Annotated in this window: 19 protein-coding genes; 4 read left to right on the forward strand and 15 right to left on the reverse strand. The window is 51.8% G+C overall.

Translation table 11 applies throughout. From position 1 onward, the window contains the following. Positions 1-331: 331 nt before the first annotated feature. Positions 332-1,540 (reverse strand): A/G-specific adenine glycosylase, encoded by a 1,209-nt coding sequence (gene mutY, locus AC0LWM_RS24360; protein WP_474677603.1) that lies wholly within the window; start codon positions 1,538-1,540, stop codon positions 332-334. A 208-nt stretch (positions 1,541-1,748) separates the two neighbouring features. Between mutY and AC0LWM_RS24365 the strand changes: the two genes are divergently transcribed. Further along, entirely contained in the window at positions 1,749-2,099 is a 351-nt protein-coding gene (locus tag AC0LWM_RS24365; RefSeq protein WP_474677604.1) for a c-type cytochrome, read from the forward strand. 43 nt (positions 2,100-2,142) lie between these two features. Here AC0LWM_RS24365 and AC0LWM_RS24370 read toward each other — a convergent pair whose 3' ends face one another. The 4 genes from AC0LWM_RS24370 to AC0LWM_RS24385 all read right to left on the reverse strand — a co-directional run bounded on the left by AC0LWM_RS24370 (position 2,143) and on the right by AC0LWM_RS24385 (position 5,008). Next, complete coding sequence (locus AC0LWM_RS24370) at positions 2,143-2,355, reverse strand: hypothetical protein (RefSeq protein WP_474677605.1); 213 nt, start codon at positions 2,353-2,355, stop codon at positions 2,143-2,145. Positions 2,356-2,442: 87 nt separating this feature from the next. Next, on the reverse strand, positions 2,443-2,841 hold the full coding sequence (gene acpS, locus AC0LWM_RS24375) for a holo-ACP synthase (RefSeq protein ID WP_474677606.1): 399 nt from the start codon (positions 2,839-2,841) through the stop codon (positions 2,443-2,445). Positions 2,842-2,922: 81 nt separating this feature from the next. Next, the gene (locus AC0LWM_RS24380) at positions 2,923-4,449 is read right to left on the reverse strand and encodes an MDR family MFS transporter (RefSeq protein ID WP_474677607.1); all 1,527 of its coding nucleotides are present in this window, start codon (positions 4,447-4,449) and stop codon (positions 2,923-2,925) included. Positions 4,450-4,486: 37 nt separating this feature from the next. Further along, positions 4,487-5,008 carry a PadR family transcriptional regulator gene (locus tag AC0LWM_RS24385; RefSeq protein ID WP_474677608.1) on the reverse strand — a complete coding sequence of 174 codons (522 nt, stop codon included), beginning with the start codon at positions 5,006-5,008 and terminating at the stop codon, positions 4,487-4,489. Between the two features lie 162 nt (positions 5,009-5,170). On the opposite strand from AC0LWM_RS24385, the gene AC0LWM_RS24390 reads away from it, so the two are divergent. Beyond that, entirely contained in the window at positions 5,171-6,280 is a 1,110-nt protein-coding gene (locus AC0LWM_RS24390; protein WP_474677609.1) for a GerAB/ArcD/ProY family transporter, read from the forward strand. Between the two features lie 7 nt (positions 6,281-6,287). On the opposite strand, the gene AC0LWM_RS24395 is transcribed toward AC0LWM_RS24390, so the two are convergent. The 6 genes from AC0LWM_RS24395 to AC0LWM_RS24420 all read right to left on the reverse strand — a co-directional run bounded on the left by AC0LWM_RS24395 (position 6,288) and on the right by AC0LWM_RS24420 (position 11,967). Then, a complete protein-coding gene (locus AC0LWM_RS24395) occupies positions 6,288-8,036 on the reverse strand; it encodes a methyl-accepting chemotaxis protein (RefSeq protein WP_474677610.1) in 1,749 nt (582 codons plus the stop codon). Between the two features lie 195 nt (positions 8,037-8,231). Then, entirely contained in the window at positions 8,232-9,041 is an 810-nt protein-coding gene (gene nadE, locus AC0LWM_RS24400) for an NAD(+) synthase (protein ID WP_474677611.1), read from the reverse strand. A gap of 33 nt (positions 9,042-9,074) precedes the next feature. Next, positions 9,075-9,509, reverse strand: a complete 435-nt coding sequence (locus tag AC0LWM_RS24405; RefSeq protein ID WP_474677612.1) for a BrxA/BrxB family bacilliredoxin — start codon at positions 9,507-9,509, stop codon at positions 9,075-9,077. A 148-nt stretch (positions 9,510-9,657) separates the two neighbouring features. Then, positions 9,658-10,101, reverse strand: coding sequence for a DUF3905 domain-containing protein (locus AC0LWM_RS24410; protein ID WP_474677613.1), 444 nt, complete (start codon positions 10,099-10,101; stop codon positions 9,658-9,660). Between the two features lie 301 nt (positions 10,102-10,402). Further along, positions 10,403-11,059, reverse strand: coding sequence for a hypothetical protein (locus tag AC0LWM_RS24415; RefSeq protein WP_474677614.1), 657 nt, complete (start codon positions 11,057-11,059; stop codon positions 10,403-10,405). Beyond that, positions 11,044-11,967, reverse strand: coding sequence for a helix-turn-helix transcriptional regulator (locus AC0LWM_RS24420; protein ID WP_474677615.1), 924 nt, complete (start codon positions 11,965-11,967; stop codon positions 11,044-11,046). Before AC0LWM_RS24420 ends, AC0LWM_RS24415 begins: the two co-directional genes overlap by 16 nt. Before the next feature lie 139 nt (positions 11,968-12,106). Here AC0LWM_RS24420 and AC0LWM_RS24425 point away from each other — a divergent pair, with 139 nt between their 5' ends. Then, the gene (locus AC0LWM_RS24425; protein ID WP_474677616.1) at positions 12,107-12,886 is read left to right on the forward strand and encodes a phytanoyl-CoA dioxygenase family protein; all 780 of its coding nucleotides are present in this window, start codon (positions 12,107-12,109) and stop codon (positions 12,884-12,886) included. A 181-nt stretch (positions 12,887-13,067) separates the two neighbouring features. Here the strand turns inward: AC0LWM_RS24425 and AC0LWM_RS24430 are convergent, their stop codons facing one another. Together AC0LWM_RS24430 and AC0LWM_RS24435 are read right to left on the reverse strand one after the other, a co-directional pair. Then, positions 13,068-13,532: a RidA family protein gene (locus AC0LWM_RS24430; RefSeq protein ID WP_474677617.1), complete on the reverse strand. Its 465-nt coding sequence runs from the start codon at positions 13,530-13,532 to the stop codon at positions 13,068-13,070. Positions 13,533-13,565: 33 nt separating this feature from the next. Beyond that, positions 13,566-14,210, reverse strand: a complete 645-nt coding sequence (locus tag AC0LWM_RS24435) for a helix-turn-helix transcriptional regulator (RefSeq protein WP_474677618.1) — start codon at positions 14,208-14,210, stop codon at positions 13,566-13,568. Between the two features lie 164 nt (positions 14,211-14,374). Between AC0LWM_RS24435 and AC0LWM_RS24440 the strand changes: the two genes are divergently transcribed. Beyond that, on the forward strand, positions 14,375-15,469 hold the full coding sequence (locus tag AC0LWM_RS24440) for an alanine racemase (RefSeq protein ID WP_474677619.1): 1,095 nt from the start codon (positions 14,375-14,377) through the stop codon (positions 15,467-15,469). A gap of 30 nt (positions 15,470-15,499) precedes the next feature. Here AC0LWM_RS24440 and AC0LWM_RS24445 read toward each other — a convergent pair whose 3' ends face one another. Then, entirely contained in the window at positions 15,500-15,871 is a 372-nt protein-coding gene (locus AC0LWM_RS24445) for a response regulator (RefSeq protein WP_474677620.1), read from the reverse strand. A 165-nt stretch (positions 15,872-16,036) separates the two neighbouring features. Beyond that, positions 16,037-20,953 carry a collagen binding domain-containing protein gene (locus tag AC0LWM_RS24450; RefSeq protein WP_474677621.1) on the reverse strand — a complete coding sequence of 1,639 codons (4,917 nt, stop codon included), beginning with the start codon at positions 20,951-20,953 and terminating at the stop codon, positions 16,037-16,039. Positions 20,954-20,962: the final 9 nt, after the last annotated feature.

The raw sequence follows: 20,962 nt of genomic DNA on the forward strand, positions 1-20,962 counted from the left end.
CTCATTTGCATTTTAGTTGTTATGCTAATTATATTTACAACAACTAAAAATGTAAACTACTTTATGGCGACTTCGAATACTTTCCCGCCAAAAGAAACGGCTAGCGCCGTCTTGATTGGCGCATGTTTACCGTGAAATATATTACAAAAAAAACAGCGAACCGCCGCCGGTCCGCTGTTTGTGTTCCTTCTTGCTTCATCGTTTCAAGAAACAATTTGCCGCGTAGCGTGATCCTTTCCGGAATCGGCAAGCTTGCCTGGCCAAAACGCCCATTTGCCCAGCAAGACGGTAATCGCCGGCACGAGAAACAGCCGCACGACATCGGCTTGGCTTACGACCAATATTGACCGATGATACGCAGAAAAACGTTCGGAAAAGCCAATTGCTGCATCTCCTCCCGGCTCATCCATCGATAGGCCGGTCCATCGGCCTCATCTTCATTCGCCACTGCGCTTGCTGCAGCCGTTTCCACTCTTGCGGCGGTTATTGCTTGTGATTGCGGTTGTACGTGCCATGGAGCCGATTCCCCGTCAGAGTCCGCAAGCCGGCTCCGATATACGCGCATATTCCAATGAATATGGCTGAACGTATGCTCCGCGTCGGCAAACCATTCCAGCGGGTTCACGGCAAGCCCTTCCGCGTGGAGCTCCTCGCGCAAATAGCCGATGCATACCTCATGCGGCACTTCCCATTCGGGCTCCTTGCCCGGTGCGATCACGTGCGGCAGCTCCCACATCTTTGCGAGCAGCCCCTCCGCCGGCCGCCTGCGCACAAGCAGCTTGCCCTCGTGCTCGCCGCTGCCCTCGATCAACGCAGCAAGCCTCCGCTCCGGACGGGGCGGCTTCGCCTTCGTCTTCACCGGCAGCGATAGTTCCATGCCCTCTTGGCGTCCCGTGCACGTCTCCATGACGGGACAGGTGAGGCAATGCGGCGACTTGGGCGTGCATACCGTTGCCCCCAGCTCCATCAGCGCCTGATTGAAGTCGCCGGCCATACCCGGCGGAATCAACTCATAGATGAGCCGCTCCATGCCGACGCGGGTGCTCATTTTTGCGATATCGTCCTGAATGAGGAAATATCGGGAGAGGACGCGCATCACGTTGCCGTCGACGGCCGGTTCGGGTTTATTATAGGCAATGCTCAGTACGGCTCCGGCCGTATAAGGCCCAACCCCCTTGAGCGAGGAGATTTCCTCCTTCGTATCGGGGACGACGCCGCCGTACCGCTCCTTCACTTCGCGAACGGCGCTTTGCAGATTCCGTGCCCGGGAGTAATAGCCTAACCCTTCCCATGCTTTCAGCACGTTTTCCTCCGGCGCGTCGGCGAGCGCCTCGATCGTCGGAAACTGCTCGATGAACCTGTGGAAATACGGGATGACCGTGTCCACGCGAGTTTGCTGCAGCATCACCTCGGAAATCCAGATATGATAAGGATTGCGGCTGCGCCGCCAAGGCAAATCCCGCTTATGCACCCGATACCAATCAAGCAGCTTGTAGCTGAATTGCTCTACGTGTTGTTGCTGTTGTTCCGTATATCTCATAACTATGCTCCTTAACGCCTGAACGGATGAATTGCGATATGTACCATTATAACCGATCCTTGCCGGAATTGAACTTGTTGTGTCACATCCATAATTCGGCTAAGATGAGGGTAATTCTATCGTATTTCAAGCCGGATTGTATTTTCCACGCTGAATCGTCATACTGAATCCTTACTTCATTCATATCTTCATAACGGAGCTGATCCCTATGTTCAAACAACGAGTCCTGCTTACTCTTGCCGCGGTTGCCTTGTCTGCGGGTATCCTATCCGCCTGCGGCAGCAGTCCAAAATCGACCGCGCTGGACGATGCGGCGGGCGATACCTCTGAGACGAAGCAGGCCAAAGCCGTGTTCAAAAAACGATGCATTTCATGCCATGGCTCCGACCTCGAAGGACGTGCCGGAGAAAGCACCAACCTGCTTCATGTCGGCGCGCGCATGACCGAAGAGCAGATCGCAAATCAAATTAAAAACGGCGGAGATACAATGCCGCCGATCGATGATTTATCCGAGGATGAAGTGAAATCGCTCGCGAGCTGGCTGGCCGCGAAAAAATAAAACAGCGAACATAAAAAAAGCCGGTCACCCGGCTTTTTCCAACCTACCACTCATTGATAAAATACTGATCCTGTTTCGGACGGATCTGCTCATTGGCGGAGGGGAGCTTCACATAACTCCAGCGCGTTGCGCCCATCTCGATGTCGGCAGGGAACAACTCGCCGGCCATCAATACCATCTCCGCGCCCCATTCATTGCTATACACGCCGTCCAAAGGCACCCAGCTTCCGGTTTTGTAGCGATCGTTCCGGCCCATACTTTGTCCCTCCGTTCGGATTTGCCCTCGCATGTTCATGCTCGGCTTCCATTACGATATTCCAAGTATGGGCAAACGGTCACTGCTTTAGTCGCACCTTTCGATTATGGCATAGGCCGACGCCATCGTATCCGAATGCGTGATGCTAAGGTGGATGCGAAGCCCGCTTGGCTTGTCGCAGCCGAGCCGCTGCCACGCGGACGGGGATAACGCGCATATCGGCTTGCCCAGCTTATCGGGAATGACCTCGATATCGCGAAAGCCAACCTGGCTTCCGATGCCGCAGCCGAGCGCCTTGACGACAGCTTCCTTCGCCGCGAACCGTCCGGCGACGAATTCCGCCTGCTTGGCTCCCCGGCGTTCCGCCAGCTCACGTTCCGCATCCGTCAAGATGCGCCGCATAAATTTATCGCGCAGCGGCGGCTCGGTCAGCATCCTGCCGATACGTTCAATCTCAATCAGATCGTGGCCGATCCCTTCAATCATCGCCTGTGATCTCCTCTATCGTGAACTTTGTACTTTCCAGTGTACAACAGATCGCGAGCCAAGAAAACCGACGGGAGTGCCTTAAACCCCGTGGCCAACGCTAGTCTGCTTGCCGCCACCCGGCTGGAATCGGCTCTTGCCGACGAACATCGCCGTCACAAGGCCAAGCGCCGCGACGCAAATGCTCAGAATGAAGCCGTGATTGATCGCCGTACCGACCGCATCGCGAACGAAGTCGCGAATTTCCGCCGGGATGTGGCCGGACGCCCGCATCAACAGCTCCGGATTGGCCATCGTGTCGATTTGGTTCGCCGGAATATGATGCTGCGCCGCTCCTTCAGTAATCGCCCGATTGGAGTCGTTGTTCACGATCGTCGCCATGATCGACGCCCCAAGCACACCGCCGATGCTGCGCCAGAAGCCGACGATCGACGAGCTGATGCCCATATAGCGCGGGTCCACGTTCATCGCGACCGCGTTTTGCGCCACGCTCATGAGCGGCCCGATCGCTCCGAAGCCTAGCAAAATCATAATGAAAATAATGTATCCGTTCGAAACGTCATGCCCCACCGTGGCGAGCAGCACCGAAACGATAATGCCCATCGACATCGTGAATATCATCAGCGTGCGGAAGGCAAACTTCGTCTGCAAAAACCCGAATCCGATCGCGCCAACGATGAGCGAAGCCATCATCGGCGTGAGCAAGCTGTTCGAATTCGCCTGCTGCAGCACTCCAACCGAAAAGATCGGTAAATACGTAACAGCGGAGAACATGATGGCGCCTTGGCAGAAGCAAAGAATGCTTGTTCCGGCAACCATCCGGTTTTTGAACAGATGCAGCGGCAGCACCGGTTCCTTCGACTTCAGCTCGACCAGAACGAACAGGATGCCCGATACGAGCGCAATGGCGAACAGCGATAATTCCTGCCACGAGGTCCATGCATACTCTTTGCCGCCCCATTCCAATCCCAGCATGAGCGAAACCGTGCAACCGACGAGCAGCACCGTGCCCACATAATCGATGTGCGGCTTTTTGTCCGCGCGGGATTCCTTAAGGGCAAACAGTAAAACGAGAAACGAAGCGATGCCGATCGGCAAATTGACGTAAAAGCACCATCTCCAGCCCCATTGCTCCGAAATCCAGGTGCCGAGCTGCGGTCCGGCTACGGACGACAAGCCGAATATGGCCCCGAACACGCCCGACATTTTCGCCGCATCCTTCGGATCGTTAAAGATCGAATAAATGATCGAAAAGCTGATCGGCATGAGCGCGCCCGAGCCGATGCCCTGAACGACGCGGAACCAGATCAACTGGTCGATCGATTGGGCCGTTCCGCACAACGCCGATCCGATCAGGAACATCGCGATGCCGATCAAATAAAACCGTTTGCGTCCGAACAAATCGGACATTTTGCCGAAAATGAGCATCGTGCTCGTAGCGGCCAGCATATATGCCGTAAATACCCACGACATTTTGTCAAAGCCGTCGAAATCGGCCAACACTTTGTTGATGCTTGCCGATACGATCGTATTGTCGAGCGAGGACATGAGCAGTCCAAGCGCCATCGACAAAATGATCAATCCGTTTTTTTGTCTCGCTGCTTGCATGGTTTACATCTCTCCCTTTAGTTTTTTCTCGTCATGATCATCTCCGCTCTTTCAGCGCCTTCAACCCTTCCTCAATAACAACCATTCGGGCTTCATGGTCCGCGATCCCCATGCGCAGGCAAACCTTCTGAGAGAACGACATGTGCGGTTCAAATTGATCTTGCATCGCTTTTAGCTCTCCCATTCTTCTTTCCACCGTCTCCTTCGCATACTCCAGCCATTCTTTCAGCTTGCCCGCCTCCGCATACTCCCCGAAAAACAGCCGCATAAGAAAATCCGACTTCACCGTGTCGTTTTCGAGCGGGCTTGCCATATATTTCGCAAACTGCTCTTTACCCTGCTCCGTAATGGTGTACACGTTTTTGTTCGGCTTGCCCTCCTGGACGACGCTTTCCTTCGTGATGAAGCCTTCCTTCTCCAGCTTGTTTAACGTCGGATAAATAGTGCCGTAGCTCGCATCGAAAAAAAACGTAAACAGGGTTTCGAATTTGTGCTTGATATCGTATCCGGATAAGGATTGGTTCATTAACGTGCCTAGAATTACGTCCTGACTGTTCATGGAAACAAAACCTCCTATGCGAACTTGTTCGCCTCATTTCATATCTCGAATGTTAATATATCAATTCGATATATATCGTGTCAATATATAAACAACTTAAGCTTTAAAAAAATTTTTTCTGCGTATCCTAATACAGGAAACTACAGCAAGGGGGGCATGGACTTGATCGATAAAAGCAAAATATCCGCTCTTCAGCTTGCTATGCTCGTATACCCGCTTCTCAACTCGACCGCTTTATTGGCCGTCCCTTCGATCACGGCCGCCGACGCCAAAAAAGATTTGTGGTTGTCGCCGCTATGGGCTTACCCCGTCATTTTGCTTCAAGCATGGATGATTTTTCGGATTAACAAGCTGTATCCGGGTAAAACCTTCTCGCAAATTTGCGAGCAAATTTTCGGCATCGCTATAGGAAAGCTATTAGGACTTGTCTATATCGGGTTTTATATGTATTTGAACGCCCTCATTTTGCGTGAATACACCGATTTTATACTCGGGATCTTCTTGCCGAATACGCCGATGACGGTGCTGCTCATCTCCATGCTGCTCGTCAGCGCGTTTGCCGCATCCGGAGGGATCGAAGTGATCGGGAGGGTGACGCAGTTTTTTTTTCCTGCTTTTATCGTCCCGATTGTCTTTCTGATGGTCATGCTGATTCCGCAAATGAAACCGGAAAATATGCTGCCGGTTTTCGACAACGGTCCCATGCCATCGATTATCGGCAGCATTACCCCTCTGTCCTGGATGAGCGACGTATTCATCATTTCGTATCTGCTGCCGCATGTGAAGTCAACGGGCAAGGCGATGAAATACTGCATGATCTGCATAACAGGCGTCGTGCTGACCATGGTGTCGATGAACTTGACGACGTTGTTCGTCTTCAACTTGACCGTTGCCGATCGCGTCTACGCCATTCTTGAAGCGTTCCGCAACATTCGGGCCTTCAGCTTTTTCGAACATCTTGAATCGCTTGTCATGGTGCTTTGGATAACGGGAATTTTCGTCAAAATCGCGACGATATACTACATAACCTCGATCGGTGCCGCTTACTTAACGGGAGCACCCGGGTATAAGCGGTTTTTCATCCCGGTCGGGATCGTCATGTATTTTGGCAGTTTCTTCGTCGGCAGAAGCTATCAAGCCGTCATCCAACAAGTCATGACCGTTGGCAACACGTTTATTTTCGGCTTGCAATTCGGCTTGCCGCTTGTGCTGCTTCTGATTGCCGCCTTCAAAAAAAAGAAGCGGGATTCCGCTCCCGCTCCATGCTCTTGATCATGTATTAAATTTTGAACCGGTCGGCCGCGCCTTGCAGCTCTTGGGACATTCGGCTTAACGTCTCCGCCGAAGTCCGGATTTGCTCCACCTTCGCGAGCTGCTCCTCCGCCGCGCCTGCAATTGTCTGCGAATTCGTCGCGGATACGCCGGCGATTCTTGCCATCTCATGGATCGAAGCGGCGATTTGCTGCGAACCGGCCGACATTTGCTCGGTTGCCGCGGACGCTTCCTCGACCTGCGCTTGCACCTGCAGCACGGCTTTGACGATACGGGCAAACGCAACTCCCGTGTCCGACATCATGCTTGTCCCGGACTTGACTTCTTGCTCCCCGCCTTTCATTGCCGCTACCGCGGACTCGATATCGCTTTGGATCGCTGCGATTAAATAGCCGATATGCTCCGTGTTCGTCTTGGACTGCTCGGCCAGCTTCTTGACCTCACCCGCAACAACGGCGAAGCCTTTGCCCTGCTCTCCCGCTCTTGCGGCCTCTATGGATGCGTTCAACGCCAGCAAATTCGTCTGCGCGGAAATGTTGCCGATCACCTGCACGATCTCGCCGATTTCCTGCGATCGCTGCCCGAGTCCTTGCATGAGTTGCGATAAGTTGCCGACCGTGCTGCCGATGACGTTCATTTGCGCAAGCGACCTGCGAATCGATACATCGCCGGTATCCGCCTCGTTTACGGTTTGCGTGGACGCTTCGAAGGCGATCGAGGACGTCTCCGCGATTTTGTGAATGCCTACGGCCATCTCTTCCATCGCGCGCGAGCTTTCCTCGGAAATATGAGCCTGATGGTCGATTCCTGCAGCGATATCCTGAATCGATTGCGTAATTTGCTGCGTCGCTTTTGTCGTTTCTTCGACCGATGCGGCCAACTGCTGCGTCGACGCAGAAACTTGGCGGGCGCTTGAGAGCACTTGCGAAATGAGAGCTTTCAAATTGCCGATCATCAGGTTCGCGTCATTGGCAAGCTCGCCAACTTCGTCGCGATTGCTCACTTTCAGTTCGGTTACGGTGAAATCACCGGCGGCGACTTGCTTGATTTTGCCTGCCACTTGTTTGATCGGTCTGGCGATGCTTTCCGCGAACCAAATAACGACGATCGCTCCCACCGCCAAGCAAACAATCAGCGTAATGAGCAGCGAATGGAGAATCGCCGTTTGCCCTTTATTAAAGTCCATCAGATAGGAGCCTGCGCATATGACCCAATTCCAGCGCGTGTCCAGCTCCGCATAGGTGATCTTGACCGCTTCTTTATTCGTATCCGCACCGGGCAGCGGCCATGAATAATAGGTGAACCCTCCCCCGGCTTTGGCATTCTTAATGATGTCCTGTATGTAAAAAAAGCCGTCGGACGACTGCTTGTCCCATATGTTCTGCCCTTCGATTTTCGGGTGCGCCAGCTCGGTGCCCTTGTCATCCATGATGAACATGTAGCCGTTTTCCCCGATATCGATGTTTTCGTTGATCGGTCTTGTCCCATCCGGCTGCTTGGCGCCAAGAATCATCCGTTTTATCTGCTCCTGCGCCACATCCATTGTCATCGTTCCGGCTTTCACCTGATCATCCAGCACTTTGATCGTTTCGTTAACCAGATTGACGTTTGCGATCAAATTTTTCTGGATTAAGGCATCGGTCTCTTGCTTCGCGACATTATAGCTCATGAACCCGATAACCAGCGTCGGGACAGCCAGCAGCAGCAGTGATACGAGGATCAGCTTCTTGCGAATCGTCATGCGAAAGTAGTTCATGGTTGCTCCCCTCCCAAGGACAATCTCTATAGGTATTTAGTAGTAATATCATATATGCAAAATTATACAAAACACAATAGTCCGGCAGTCTTCTTTTCATAAAAATTGACAAAATATTCGCGAATACGACAAAAAAGACTATCCTCGGTGCAAAAAGACGCACCAAAGATAGTCTTATGGTCATACGCGATTCACTTAAATGCCGGGAATCGGAGAGCGCTTATGCTCGGTCTTCGCATATTGCTTCTCGAGCTTCGCTTGCGCCTCGGAGCTAATGGATTTGCCCTCAAGGTAGTCGCTGTTCTCTTCATAAGTGATGCCAAGCTCGGCTTCGTCCGTTTGCCCTTCCCAAAGTCCGGCGGTCGGCGCTTTGTCGAGCACGCTTTGCGGCACGCCGAGATGGGCGGCTAGCTGGCGAACCTGACGTTTGTTGAGCGTGCTGAGCGGCGTAATATCCACCGCTCCGTCGCCCCACTTCGTATAGAAGCCGGTAATCGCTTCGGAAGCGTGATCCGTTCCGACGACAAGCAGGTTCAGGTCAAAAGCAAGCGCATATTGCACGACCATGCGCGTTCTTGCTTTCACGTTGCCTTTGCCGCCGCGGCTAATGTGGCGATGGATGCCGATCGACTTGAACGCATGCTCCGTTTCGAGCGCGATTTCGTTCACGGCGTCCTCGATGTTCGTCTCCACCGTATGCTTCAGCTCGAACGCTCTGGCTACCGCATAGCTGTCGTCGATATCCTCCTGCGTGCCGTACGGCTGGAATACGCCGAGCGTCATGTACGGCTTGCCCGTTTCGGCGGCAAGCTCGTCGGTCGCCCGTTTGCACAAGCCGGCCGCGACGGCGCTGTCGATCCCGCCGCTAATGGCGATGAGCAGCCCCGTTGTTCCCGAGTTCAGTACCGATTGTTTCAAGAAATCGACGCGCCGGCGAACCTCTTCGGCGGCGTCGATTTGCGGCTTTACGCCCAGACGGGCGATAATCTCCTGCTGCAAGCTCATGAATCACACCTCTTCTACGCGGTTAAGCTCGAATTATTTGCAGTGTTGGTTGAATGCCGCAGTCAGGTCGGCGGCAATTTCAGCTGCGGAGCGGTTTTCGATTTGGTGCCGCTCGATGAAATGAACGAGCTCGCCGTCCTTCAGCAGGGCGATCGAAGGCGAGGACGGAGGGTACGGCAGGAAGTATTCCCGCGCTTTGGCCGTCGCTTCTTTGTCTTGGCCGGCGAATACCGTGAACAGGTTATCCGGCACTGCGTCGTTTTGCAGAGCTTGTGCAACGCCCGGACGGCATTGTCCTGCCGCGCAGCCGCACACGGAGTTGATTACGACAAGCGTCGTACCTTTGGCCGTAGGCAGTTGGGCTTCAACCTCTTCCGGCGTGCGCAGCTCGGTAATTCCGATTTTCGTCAGGTCATCCCGCATCGGTTGAACTATATCCAGCATGTATCGTTCGAATGACATCGACATACATTCATCTCTCCTTATAAGTAAGATACTTTAGATTCGCAAGCTAATAAGCCGATCTGCATTTATTATACATCCGCTAACCTCGAAAGCAAAGAGAAATGAAACAACCACCCAGATGTCTGAGTGGTCTCCTGCTTGTCCGCTGAAATTATGCTTCGGGATTTTCCGGCGGGGCGTCAGGGCCGTTATCCGCGTTCGGATTATCGTGAAACGCCTTGTACGAAGTATTTTTGTCCGGATGCATGTACACGCCCGATTGCGGAGCGATCTTCTTCTCGAAATAATCGCGGTTTTCCGCCGAATGGAAGCCGATATCCTTGAACGGGTGCACCCACTGGTCCCCGGACATCACCTCCGGATCGGTATCCGTCGTCCACTGGTTCAGCGGCGAATTCGGCGATTCGTAATTATGATCCCCGATCACGACGCCGTATTCGTTCACGAACGGATCATGCGGGCCGCGCCCCTGTTGAAATTCCGGCAAAAAATTAATTTCGAACGGGTCCAGGTCATCCCCTGTACTTTGGGCGCCGGTTGCCGAAGCAGTCGGCTGGTTATCCGACTCCGGCGTGTCGTTGCGTTCCTGTTCCATGCGAGATCTCTCCTAGAGAAAGTTTTGTGGAGCTTGACTGCTTATATACTCTTCGCAACAAAACTCGCTTCGTAAGCATATGCTTTGTTTTGTGGAGCTTGCTTCCCACCCGATCAGGTTGAAGGACGGTTAGGTCCGTCCAGTTTTTTGTCGAACCCGGGACTGGCCGGATCCTGCTTGTTGCGTTGATCATTCGCGCCTGGTTTATTGCTCTGAGCCTTTTTCTGCCGCTCTGACATCGATTGGTTCAACTCCTTCGGTTTATCCTCAAGAGTAGCATGCGCAACAAAAGGGGAAAGTATCAACCTTCCCCTCGCGAAGCAAATTTAGGCAACAGGGCGCCGAACAGAACGCACCCTAGATAAACCCATTGTAGCTGCGACAGAAGGTACGCACCTTGTTGTTGCGGGATCAGCAAGGTGGACAACATCCACCCCGCACCTGCGAACAGCAGCGTGTCCTGCAATATTTTGCCGCTGCCCAACCGGGCTTTCTTGTAGAGAAGCCATACGGCGACAATGACGGCTACAGCCGCTAGGCTTAGCGATTCCGGATTCCCCGCATGCCATGCGCCGAGAACCGCAACGCCCGCCAATATACCGACAGAGAGCACGTCACCCAGCATAAGAAGTCGGATTCCTCTCCGGTACGATGCCACAACTACGTAGATAAGAGCCAGCAAACAACCGATCAACAGCTCTGTGGCCGACCCGGTCATGAACAGCAGCATCTTCGGATTTTCCCATATCAGCTCCGGCGATTCCCAGACAAAACCGAATTTCCAAACAACAATCACGATGAGCGCGCCGCTAACGAGCATATCGGGAATGATTTTGGCAATAGCATCCACTCTTCGGCAAACCAGCTTCACCGCTATCCACCCCGCAATTGCCGCAACGATGACAGCGAGCAAGCTTCCCTTGATCATGAAGGAACCTAAGCTTATGATGTCCGGCATGTCTCGTCCTCCTTCTGCGGCGATTCCGCCTTCATGCTTGCTTCTCTGAATTTGCCCGGCGGCATCCCTTTCATTTCCGTAAACACCCGCGTGAAATAATGCACCGATTCAAAGCCGGCCTGCTCGGCGATTTCTTTGATCGAATGATTCGTTGTTTTCAGCTGGCTGACAGCATGCCGAATTCGTTCCTGACGGACATAGCTAATGTAGGTTTGTCCCTCATGCTCGGAGAACAAACGCGATAAATGCCGCTCCGAAATATGCAGGCAGCTGGCGACATCGGCGAGCATCAGAGGCTGCAGCAGGTTGTCGCGAATGAACATTTTCGCCTGATGGAGCGTTTTGGACGGATGCAGCTTCACGACCTGCTCCTTCTCCGATTCTTGCTTGGCTTGAAACGTATGCAGGATGGAGCACAGCAGTGCATGCGCCAGCGAAGCGAGCGTATCCGCCGCCAAATGCTTCGCCTGCCCCGCTTGGGTGAACAGTCCTTGCCAGATCAGCGCAAGCGGCAGGGCGGATGCATCATATTGAATGAAAGCGCCCGTATGCTCCAGCTTCCGGTACAATGCAACGGTTTCCGGCGACGATTCGGCTTCGTTCAGCTCGAAAGCGACATAAAGGACGAACATCCCTTCTTGGCTGCGAATCTGGTGCCAAACCCCCGGCCGCGAAATAAACAGCATATTCGGCTTAATCTCAAATTCCGTTTGATCATCCATATAAGTGCCCGTCCCGTCAACCACATAACATACCTCGTGAAAAGAATGCCGGTGCACCGGATTATCGTAATGCATGCCGTTCGCTCCCCAATAATGAACGTGAAAGGCGGCATCCTTTCCTTTGAGAACCGAATATTCGCTTAATACCGCATCCACCGCAACGCACGATTCCGCTTGAAGCATCATGATCCCCCTTGATCTATTACTCATGGCTGAAAAATACAAAAGTACGGCATCGCTTTACAAAGACGATCCGTCTGAAAAGTATTTATAATTAAAGCATATTAACCTTACATCAATAATTTCCCTGAGGAGATGAATTACTTTGATTAAAGCACAAGATGTCGATTTTTACAACGAAAATGGGTATTTGCTCGTTCGCGGCGTATTCAACCAGCAAGAGGTCGAGGACATGCGCCGTGCCACGGACAGCATCATCCATAGAGCCGCTCAGTCGAAGCATGATTGGAACCCTGCTTGGGGCAACGATTTTATGTCGCCGGAGGAGCTGAAGAAGCTTGTTCTGAAAGGCTTCCATGATGTGCACTACCACGATGCCGCATTTACACGGGCAGTTACTCACCCGAATATGCAAGCGATTGTGTCCCAACTAATCGGGCCGAACGTGCAGCTGCACCATAGCAAAATGCTCGTCAAGCCGCCGGAGAATGGCGCGGCGTTCCCGATGCACCAGGACTACCCGTATTTCCCGCATGCCAACCATACGATGATGGCCGCCAGCGTGCATATGGACGACGCCGATATGGAGAACGGCTGCCTATGCGTTATTCCGAAATCGCATAAGCTAGGGCCGATTCATCATGTAGGCCGCCACTACCTGAGCCATAAAGAGTATCCGATCAGCGACGGTACGCCTTGTCCAGCCAAAGCGGGCGACGTGTTATTCTTCAACTACTTGACGATTCACGGCTCCAACCCGAACAAGAGCACACGCACGCGGCGCAACGTCCTGTTCCAATACCGGGATCCGATGGACCCGCCGACCGAAAACGTGCACGTCAACTGGGGACAAGGGCTGATGATCACTGGTGAAAATCTCGTGTTCCAGGATTATCACGCGGCATATAAGAAGGTTGAGGAGTAACTCTCTTCGTCGAAACAAATAACTGCATGTTTTCCAGTTGTTGTTCAGCACATTGCAGCATTTGATCCGCAAGCATTCGGAATCAGAACTAATTGCTTCATAGCGATAAAAAGAACCTTTGAAACCACGACTCCGTGTTTTCAAAGGTTCTTTTGCACCTAGAGTAAATTCATCTAAAGATCTAGTCCCGAATCTCCACGATCAGCTCAATTTCTACCGGCGTATGGAACGGCAGCTCGTTCGTGCCGATGGCGGAGCGGGCATGCTTGCCATTCTCGCCGAATACTTCGACGAGGAAATTCGAAGCGCCGTTCATGACGTACGGCTGATCGGCAAAACCGGGCGCGCTGTTGACGAGTCCCAGCATTTTGACGACACGGACGACACGATCGAGATCGCCCAAATACTGCTTCATTACCGCCAGGCAGTTGATGATCGTCTGGCGTGCAGCCGCTTGACCTTGCTCAATCGTCAGCTCCGCGCCAAGCTTCCCTTCGTACATCAACTCTCCGTTAATTCGGCAGTCTTGGCCGGACAAGTAAATCAGATTGCCGGTGCGGACGCACGGCACGTACGTAAATCTCGGCTCCGGTGCAGGCGGAAGCTCTACGCCAAGCTCTTGCAAACGTTGTTCAATGACGGACATGATTACAATCTCCTCTCTTGTGCAACAACTGCGTTAATTCGATTCGTTCCGCGGTTCGTCCAAATAGCTATAAAGCGTATATTTCGAAATGTTCAAATACCCGCAAACTTTATCGCCGGCCTTCTTGATCAGGAATGCACCTTTCTCGTCCAGCGTATGAATAAACTTCGTTTTATCCTCCTTTGTCATCGCCACCACGGGTTTGCCGATCGCCTCCTGCGTTTCTTGGATGAGCATATCGAGCAAGTCGCTTACGTTGCTGACGAAGGATTCTTTCACTTCCGGCTGCAAGCTGCTCGCGGTTAACGACTGCAGCGTCTTCTCCGCCATCGTGAGCTGCGTAATGTCGTAGTTAATGCAGATCGACCCGATCGTCACGCCGGCCGAATTGCGCATGTAAAGCGACGTCGAACGTAGAATACGTCCGTCTTTCGTTTGTGTAATATAGTTATAGCGGTCCCCGTTTTGGACGTTGCCCCGCAAAATCTCAAGCCCGAGATTCGTGCCGGGATCGCCCACCTTCCGTCCCGTTACGTGGCCGTTTTCGATCGCAACGATCGTACTATCGTAAGGGCGCGTCAGGTCGTGCAGCACCACCTCGCAATTTTCCCCGAACTGGGCGGCAATGCCTTTGATCATCGCCAGCAAAAACGGCAATTCTTCTTGTACGGACTCCATCTCATCTTCCTCCAACCTCAATTATTCCACATCGTACCACAGATTTCATAAAGATCAAACATTTTTTTAGGTTAGCTAAAAAAAATATTGACACCACCACCACGCCGAACTACGCTATTTGTAAACAGATGCACCACATCCCATGAACGAGGTGATTGACGACCATGTACAACGACATCATCACCCCTGCGGTGATCATCGATCTCGATACGGTAGAGCGTAATATTGCCGCCATGGCGGAGAAAACGGCACGTAGCGGAATCATGCATCGGCCGCATATCAAAACCCACAAGTCCGTACGGCTTGCGCAGATGCAGCTGAAGGCCGGCGCCGTCGGCATTACAGCGGCGAAGCTGTCCGAAGCCGAAGTGTTCGCAAGCTACGGATTCGACGATATCCTCATCGCGCATACGATGATCGGCGAAGCGAAGCTGCGCCGTTTTGCAAGGCTGCATGAAACGATCGACGTCAAAACGACGGTGGACAGCATGATTGTTGCGGAAGGGTTGTCAGGGGTAGGCGTGCGGACCGGGAAACGGGTGAAGGTGCTGATCGAGCTGGACGGAGGAATGAACCGCTGCGGCAGGCAGCCCGGGGAGGAAATCATACGTTTCGCACGGGAAGTTCAGGCGATGCCGGGCATTGAAATTATCGGGCTTATGACGTATTTCGGCAAAATCTATACGGAGGGCGTTACGCCAGAGGCGCTGGAGGAATACGTGGATTATGAGTCGGACACGATCGAAAGGGTCACGAACGAGTTGCAGGAAGCCGGAATCCCGCTGAGCGTCGTCAGCTCGGGCTCTACCCCGTCATCCCGACACGTCGACAAGCTGCGCGGCGTTACGGAGGTCAGGGCCGGCAATTATATTTTTTATGATGCGTCCGCCGTTCAGTTAGGCATCGCGCGGCAGGAGGACTGCGCCCTGCGCGTCATCGCGACTGTCGTCAGCACGCCGCTGCCCGGCATGGCGACGATTGACGCCGGGACCAAAACATTAACAAGCGACAAAGCGCCTCATCGCGAAGGCTTCGGCATCGTTGTCGGTTATCCAGGCGTAACGATAACCGGCCTGAACGAGGAGCACGGATCTTTGCGTTTCGACCCGTGGCAAGTATCTTTTGCCGTTGGGGACCGGATTGAAATCATCCCGAACCATTCCTGCGTGCTGCCTAACTTGTGCGATTCCGTTTACGGCGTGCGCCAAGGCAAATGGGTGGAAACGATACGCATCGATGCCCGCGGCATGAACGTATAGGTAGACACAGGCAGTATCGCATCGTTAGAATTACGCGCCGACCAGATTTAGCGCAAGACGTATGGACGTTTCGACCCGATCGCGAAGAAATGGCTTGACGACAAAATCTCTTGCTCCCGCCGTAATGGCTCGTATGACCATCTCATGATTGCCGACGGCGGAGCAAATGATGATTTTGGCGCTGTTGTGCGCATCCATAATTTTTTTCGTAGCCTCCAGCCCGTCCATCTCCGGCATCGTAATATCCATCAATACAAGATCAGGGTGGTACAAGTTGTATTGCTTGATTGCTTCTGCCCCATTGCCTGCTTCAGCAACGACCCGAAGACCCATACCCTCTACAATATTGCGCAGCATGAGCCGCATAAACGCCGTATCGTCGGCAATCATAATATTTTTCATCGTTTGAACCTCGCTTTCTATTCATCGTTCTTCATGTGCAAGCCATTAGGGGATATTATATTCACCCGTTCTGAACAATCTCTGAACAATTCGACAATATTCATCAAAATTTTCGAAAAAAAACAGCCTGCCGCGAGTTACGGCAGACTGTAAGGCGAGTTTATTCTAGTTTCTTCTCTGTAAAGTTTTTCTTATCGCTATACCGATTCCCGCAAGAATCAGGGCCACACCGGCCAGTTGCAGCGGCAGCGGGCTATCTTCCCCGGTTTTCGGAAGCGTTCCTCCGTTCGGCTTAGGCTTGCCATTGTCAGGCGTCACGCCGAGCGGCACTTCGTCGACATCGATATCGATGAATACTTCTTCTTCATTCCCGTCCTTATCCTTGACGATGACGGAGAACTTGTCCTTGCCCGTATAGCCCGGATCCGGCTTATATTGCCACTTGCCGTCAGGACCTACCGTGACTTTGCCGTGCTCCGGTTGTTTGCCAACCTTCGTCGTGCCGTTTTTCGGTACGGTGACTTTGCCGGTTTTTGGCGTATCTTTCGGTGTCTTCTCTTTAATGTCCGGTTGGCCCGGTTTCGGCTGCGTTCCCGGTTCCGTTGGTTTGCCTGGTTCGGTCGGCTTGCCCGGTTCGGTTGGTTTGCCAGGCTCGGTTGGTTTACCCGGTTCGGTTGGCTTCCCTGGTTCGGTTGGTTTACCCGGTTCGGTCGGCTTCCCTGGTTCGGTTGGTTTGCCAGGTTCGGTCGGCGTACCACCGCCGCCACCGCCTCCACCACCGCCTGTGTAGTAGTAGTCATTTTCTACGGTTATTTTTGTCTCTTTCTCTTTTTCAACCGTAAATTCCGTCAGAGCGTTTCGAATCGCATAACCGGAAGGCGCTTGAATCTCCTCGACGTAATATTTGCCCGGTCTTAAGTCAGTAATTCTTATTTCGCCGTTCAGATCCGTTACGAATGTCGTTAGTGGGTTGCCATGCTTGTCCTTCACGACTTTTTTATCTTTATCTAATAGTCTGAAGTGCGCTCCGCTCAGCTTGATGTCGGGATGTCCCGTATAGATTTTCGTCAGTTTCATCGAGCCCGAAATCATATGGTTGCCGAACTTAAGCTCTACTTTTTTGTCATCCAACACGTCGAACTTCAACGGCGTCGGGTCGAGCACATAATTCGCAGGGGCTTTCGTCTCAACGAATTGGTAGCTGCCTGCTTTCAAGGCTGGGATCGTGAGCTTGCCATCGGCTCCGGTCTTCAGGCCGTCCTTTAGCTTATTCCCCTCAGCATCCTGCAGTTCGAATTCTGCGTCAGCCAGTACGATCGTGTTGTCGAAGGCGTCAACCTTGGTCAGTTCGACGTCGGCGTGGTAGATTTCGTTTTTCATAGTCGCCTTCGAAAGCGCCGTCTGGTTTAGCGTGATTGTGAAAGGAATCGGCGTTGTATCTTTTTTGTATCCTTTTGGCGCTTCGATTTCAATCAGTTGATAATCCCCAGGAGCCATGTCCGGAATCAAAATACTGCCGTTCACATTCGTGACGAGTTCCGTTTGTCCAGCCACATCTTTATAATCTGCGCCGTCCTTCACTTGCAGCTTAAACTTCGCTCCGGACAGTACTTTGGTTGGCTCATCCTTATCGACCTTGGTCAGTTCAAAGGCTTGGGTAATTTTTTCGTTTGCGACCGTGAATGTTTTTTGATCGCTCTTGAAATCAATGACTTTGCCGCCGGCATATTCCGGTGCGATGATATAGCCGCCTGTTGGCGCTACTTTTTCGACCAGCTTATATTTTTTATATTTGTAATTTTTGAATTCAGCCTTGCCGTTTTCGTCGGTTGATTGCGTATCAAGCAAGATTTGCCCCGATGCGTCATACAGCTCAAAAACAGCGCCCTTCAGGGGCTTGACGGGGCTTGCGCCAGCTTCTACCTTCACAACCGTAATGTCCGACTTGCCTGGGGTCGATGCTCCACCGCCCGCTCCCGATAGGGCCACTTCGATCTCTTTGTTGCCGCTGCCGGCAACGTTACCTTGAGATTGCCCTTGGAAATTGACGTTATTGCTGATCTTTTCTCCCTGCTCCGCATTGATGAACGATTGGTAATCCAAAATATAGGTCCGATCAATTGATTGCAGGAATTTAATCGTAAATTTCTCTTTGCCGCCGACTTTATCGAAAGTGATGTCGTAGAATCCTTCCTTCGGCACCTCACTGCCTTTGGTAATCGTGCCGCTGTTATCGCCAGGTACCGACGTAGCGTACAATTTAAAAGAATCCTTCAGCAAGAATTGGCTGCCCGATACTTCGTCGGTTAATTCCGAGTCCTTATTGATATAGGACTGACTTGGGTTAACCGTAACCTGCCAGTAAATCGCCTCCGGATTGGATCCGAGTCCGCATTTACCGCCCTGACAACCGTTTTTGTAAACAAACTTGCCGCCGTGCGCCGGATTGACTTCCGCTTTTTCGTCAAATAATTTTTTGTCGTTGCTTCGATCATACAATGTTGCGTGATTTTCGTATTTCGCATTGATTTGCTTATCTTTAAGACTTGTTTCATACGTAATGCGGTATGCGGAATTGATGGATTCTTTAAACTTTAAAGTAAAACCCTCCATTTTACCGGTCGCAGGGTTTGGAGTAAGTGTATAGTTCGTGAATTCACTTCCGGGCGTTACCCCTCCGTTAGCCGCGATATTCAGCTTATACACCTTTAATGAACCCTCAACAAAATCTTGATCTTGATCCGGTCCTCCGATAAACAGATCGCTGATCTCGGGTGTTGCGATCTCGTGCAAGTTATAGTTGACATCGATCGTCCAAGTAATTTTTTTCGTATTCTCGTTGTACGAGCCTCTTTTTTCTCCATTATGCTTCGTATACGAGTTTGGATCGAGCTCGGCGGATCCATCTTTGGTTAATCCCGTTTGGCTGCCTTCATTCCATGTTACGCTCGCGCCATTCTTGTATTTTACATCCAACTTAGGCGCAACGAATTGAGTGGCATCAAACTCAGTCTTGTACTTGATCTCAATAACGTCCGTCACCGTTTTATTGATTACGATTTTGAACGCCTTGTCGTACGTTGGATCAGGCAAGAGCGTGTAATCTTCCGGATTTAGCCCAGTCACTTGCAGAGATCCCACAATCAACTTCATATGCTGTCCGACGTATGAATCCCGTACAACAACATTGGTCATCGTTTTCTTGTCTTGGTTGAGCGTAAGCTTCCATTCGATCTGTTTCTCGTTATAGTCGACGCCAATACGTTCTTTGACGAAAATCATTTGCGAAAAATGATGCGTATCTTCGGCCATTCTTCCGTCATGCATCGTAACCTTGTTGTTGACATCCCGCCCTACGTCTACCCGAAGCTTAGACTTCGTTTTATATACGATTTCGTAAGCGTCGTGGATGTCGCTAAGGAATGATAACTTGAACTGATTCGAGTCGGCCGTGTAGGATACGGCGTAATCAGTACCTTTTGTTAAGGGCGTTTTGTCAGTCCCATTCCCGGCATTGTCCAAAGTAATTCGGTTTACTTCAACCGAGCTTTCGATCAGTTTTTCCGTATCACTGAACACGTCGTCCAAATAAGCTTTCGCTTGAGGAATTGTTTGTTCATTGAAATTATATTTGATCTTCCAAGTTACCGTTTGTTCTTGCTCAACCGGATCGTATCCACCCTTAACGACGCTTTTCTCCAGAGGTTGGCTGAACTGTACAGGGACGCTAAACGCATCTTTTAGCAATTTCGTGTTCCCATTCCCCGATAAGTATGCATTGTTTTTAAACGAGGTGGTATCCGGATTGCGTTCGGTCACCTTCGTCGTATATTCGACGCGGTAGGCTTTTTTGATATTGCTGCCCATATCGATTTTGAATCCGGCCGGGGTAGTCGTTTTGGATGCCGTGAATGAATTCGTGACATCGGTAAAACTCTTCTCGACACCGTCTATATTGACTTTCAGTTCGAATACTTTAATCGAACTCATATCGATTTCTAGCCCACTAGGGATTTCGTCATTAAATACGGGATTGTCAATCGATTCCTCGGCGATATTAAATACGGCGGACCACTTAATCTCGCTTGGGTTCTTAGCCTTGTCGGCCTGTCCCTTCTTCACCATCTGCGGGTTGGCTTCGTTCTTGAAATGAACCGCTATCGTTTTGAACGTTAAATTGTTGAATTGATACTCAAAATCTTGGTTTGTGCCGTCGCCAAGTTTACTCTTGTCGAATTGGCGCCATACGTAGAAGTACCCTTCAATGTCCTCATCCGCATCGTTGACTTCATCATTGAATGTAAACGTCACTTGCCCATCCGTCGTAATATCGAAGGTGCCGACGCTGCTTTCGATGCCGCCGCCGTTCAACGGTTTGTTTGATATAGCCTCAGCCATCCTAAATTTGTCTGGAAGGTTAAAAGTAAAGGTTGCCCCGCTTCTATATTTCTTCGGAAGCTTCCATTTGAAATAAACGGCGAATGTTTTTCCTACCTCTGGCCGAAAATCGGAGAGCTGCTTCGCATCGGGATTCGGTTTTCCTTCATCATCGACAGGCTGTCTATCCCACATGGTCAGGCTGTCGTAATCAATAATATTTTCCGTAATCACTTCTCCGGCAAGTCCAGCCAAAGCCATAGGCTTGGCCTGCAGGTTTTGATCGCAATCCGGCCGCTCTTCCCCGGTTTGGCTGCCTGCAGCGTGCTCCGTAGCCGATTGCTCGCCCGCAGGTTGCTCTGTGCCGGCTTGTTCGCCTGCTGCCTGCTCGCCTCCAGCCGGGTCTGCCAGCTGCTGCTCGCTGACTTGCTCTCCGCCCGCGGCTTGTTCGCCTCCTACTAGCTCACCGACTGCTTGCTCACCACCAGCTTGCTCTACAACCTGCTCACTACCAGCCTGCTCACCGTCAGCCTGACCACCTCCGGGTTGCTCACCGCCAGCTTGCCCGCCGACGGTTTCGACGCAGCCTTTTTGCTCGTCTCCGGTCGATTCCTCGGTCGCGTTGACCAACGTCGACGGCAGCATCAAGTTCAGCAATAACGCGAATATGACGAATACATAAAACGTCTTTTTGAAATCTCTCATACTCCTAGC

The sequence above is a fragment of the Paenibacillus sp. sgz302148 genome (assembly GCF_056120465.1).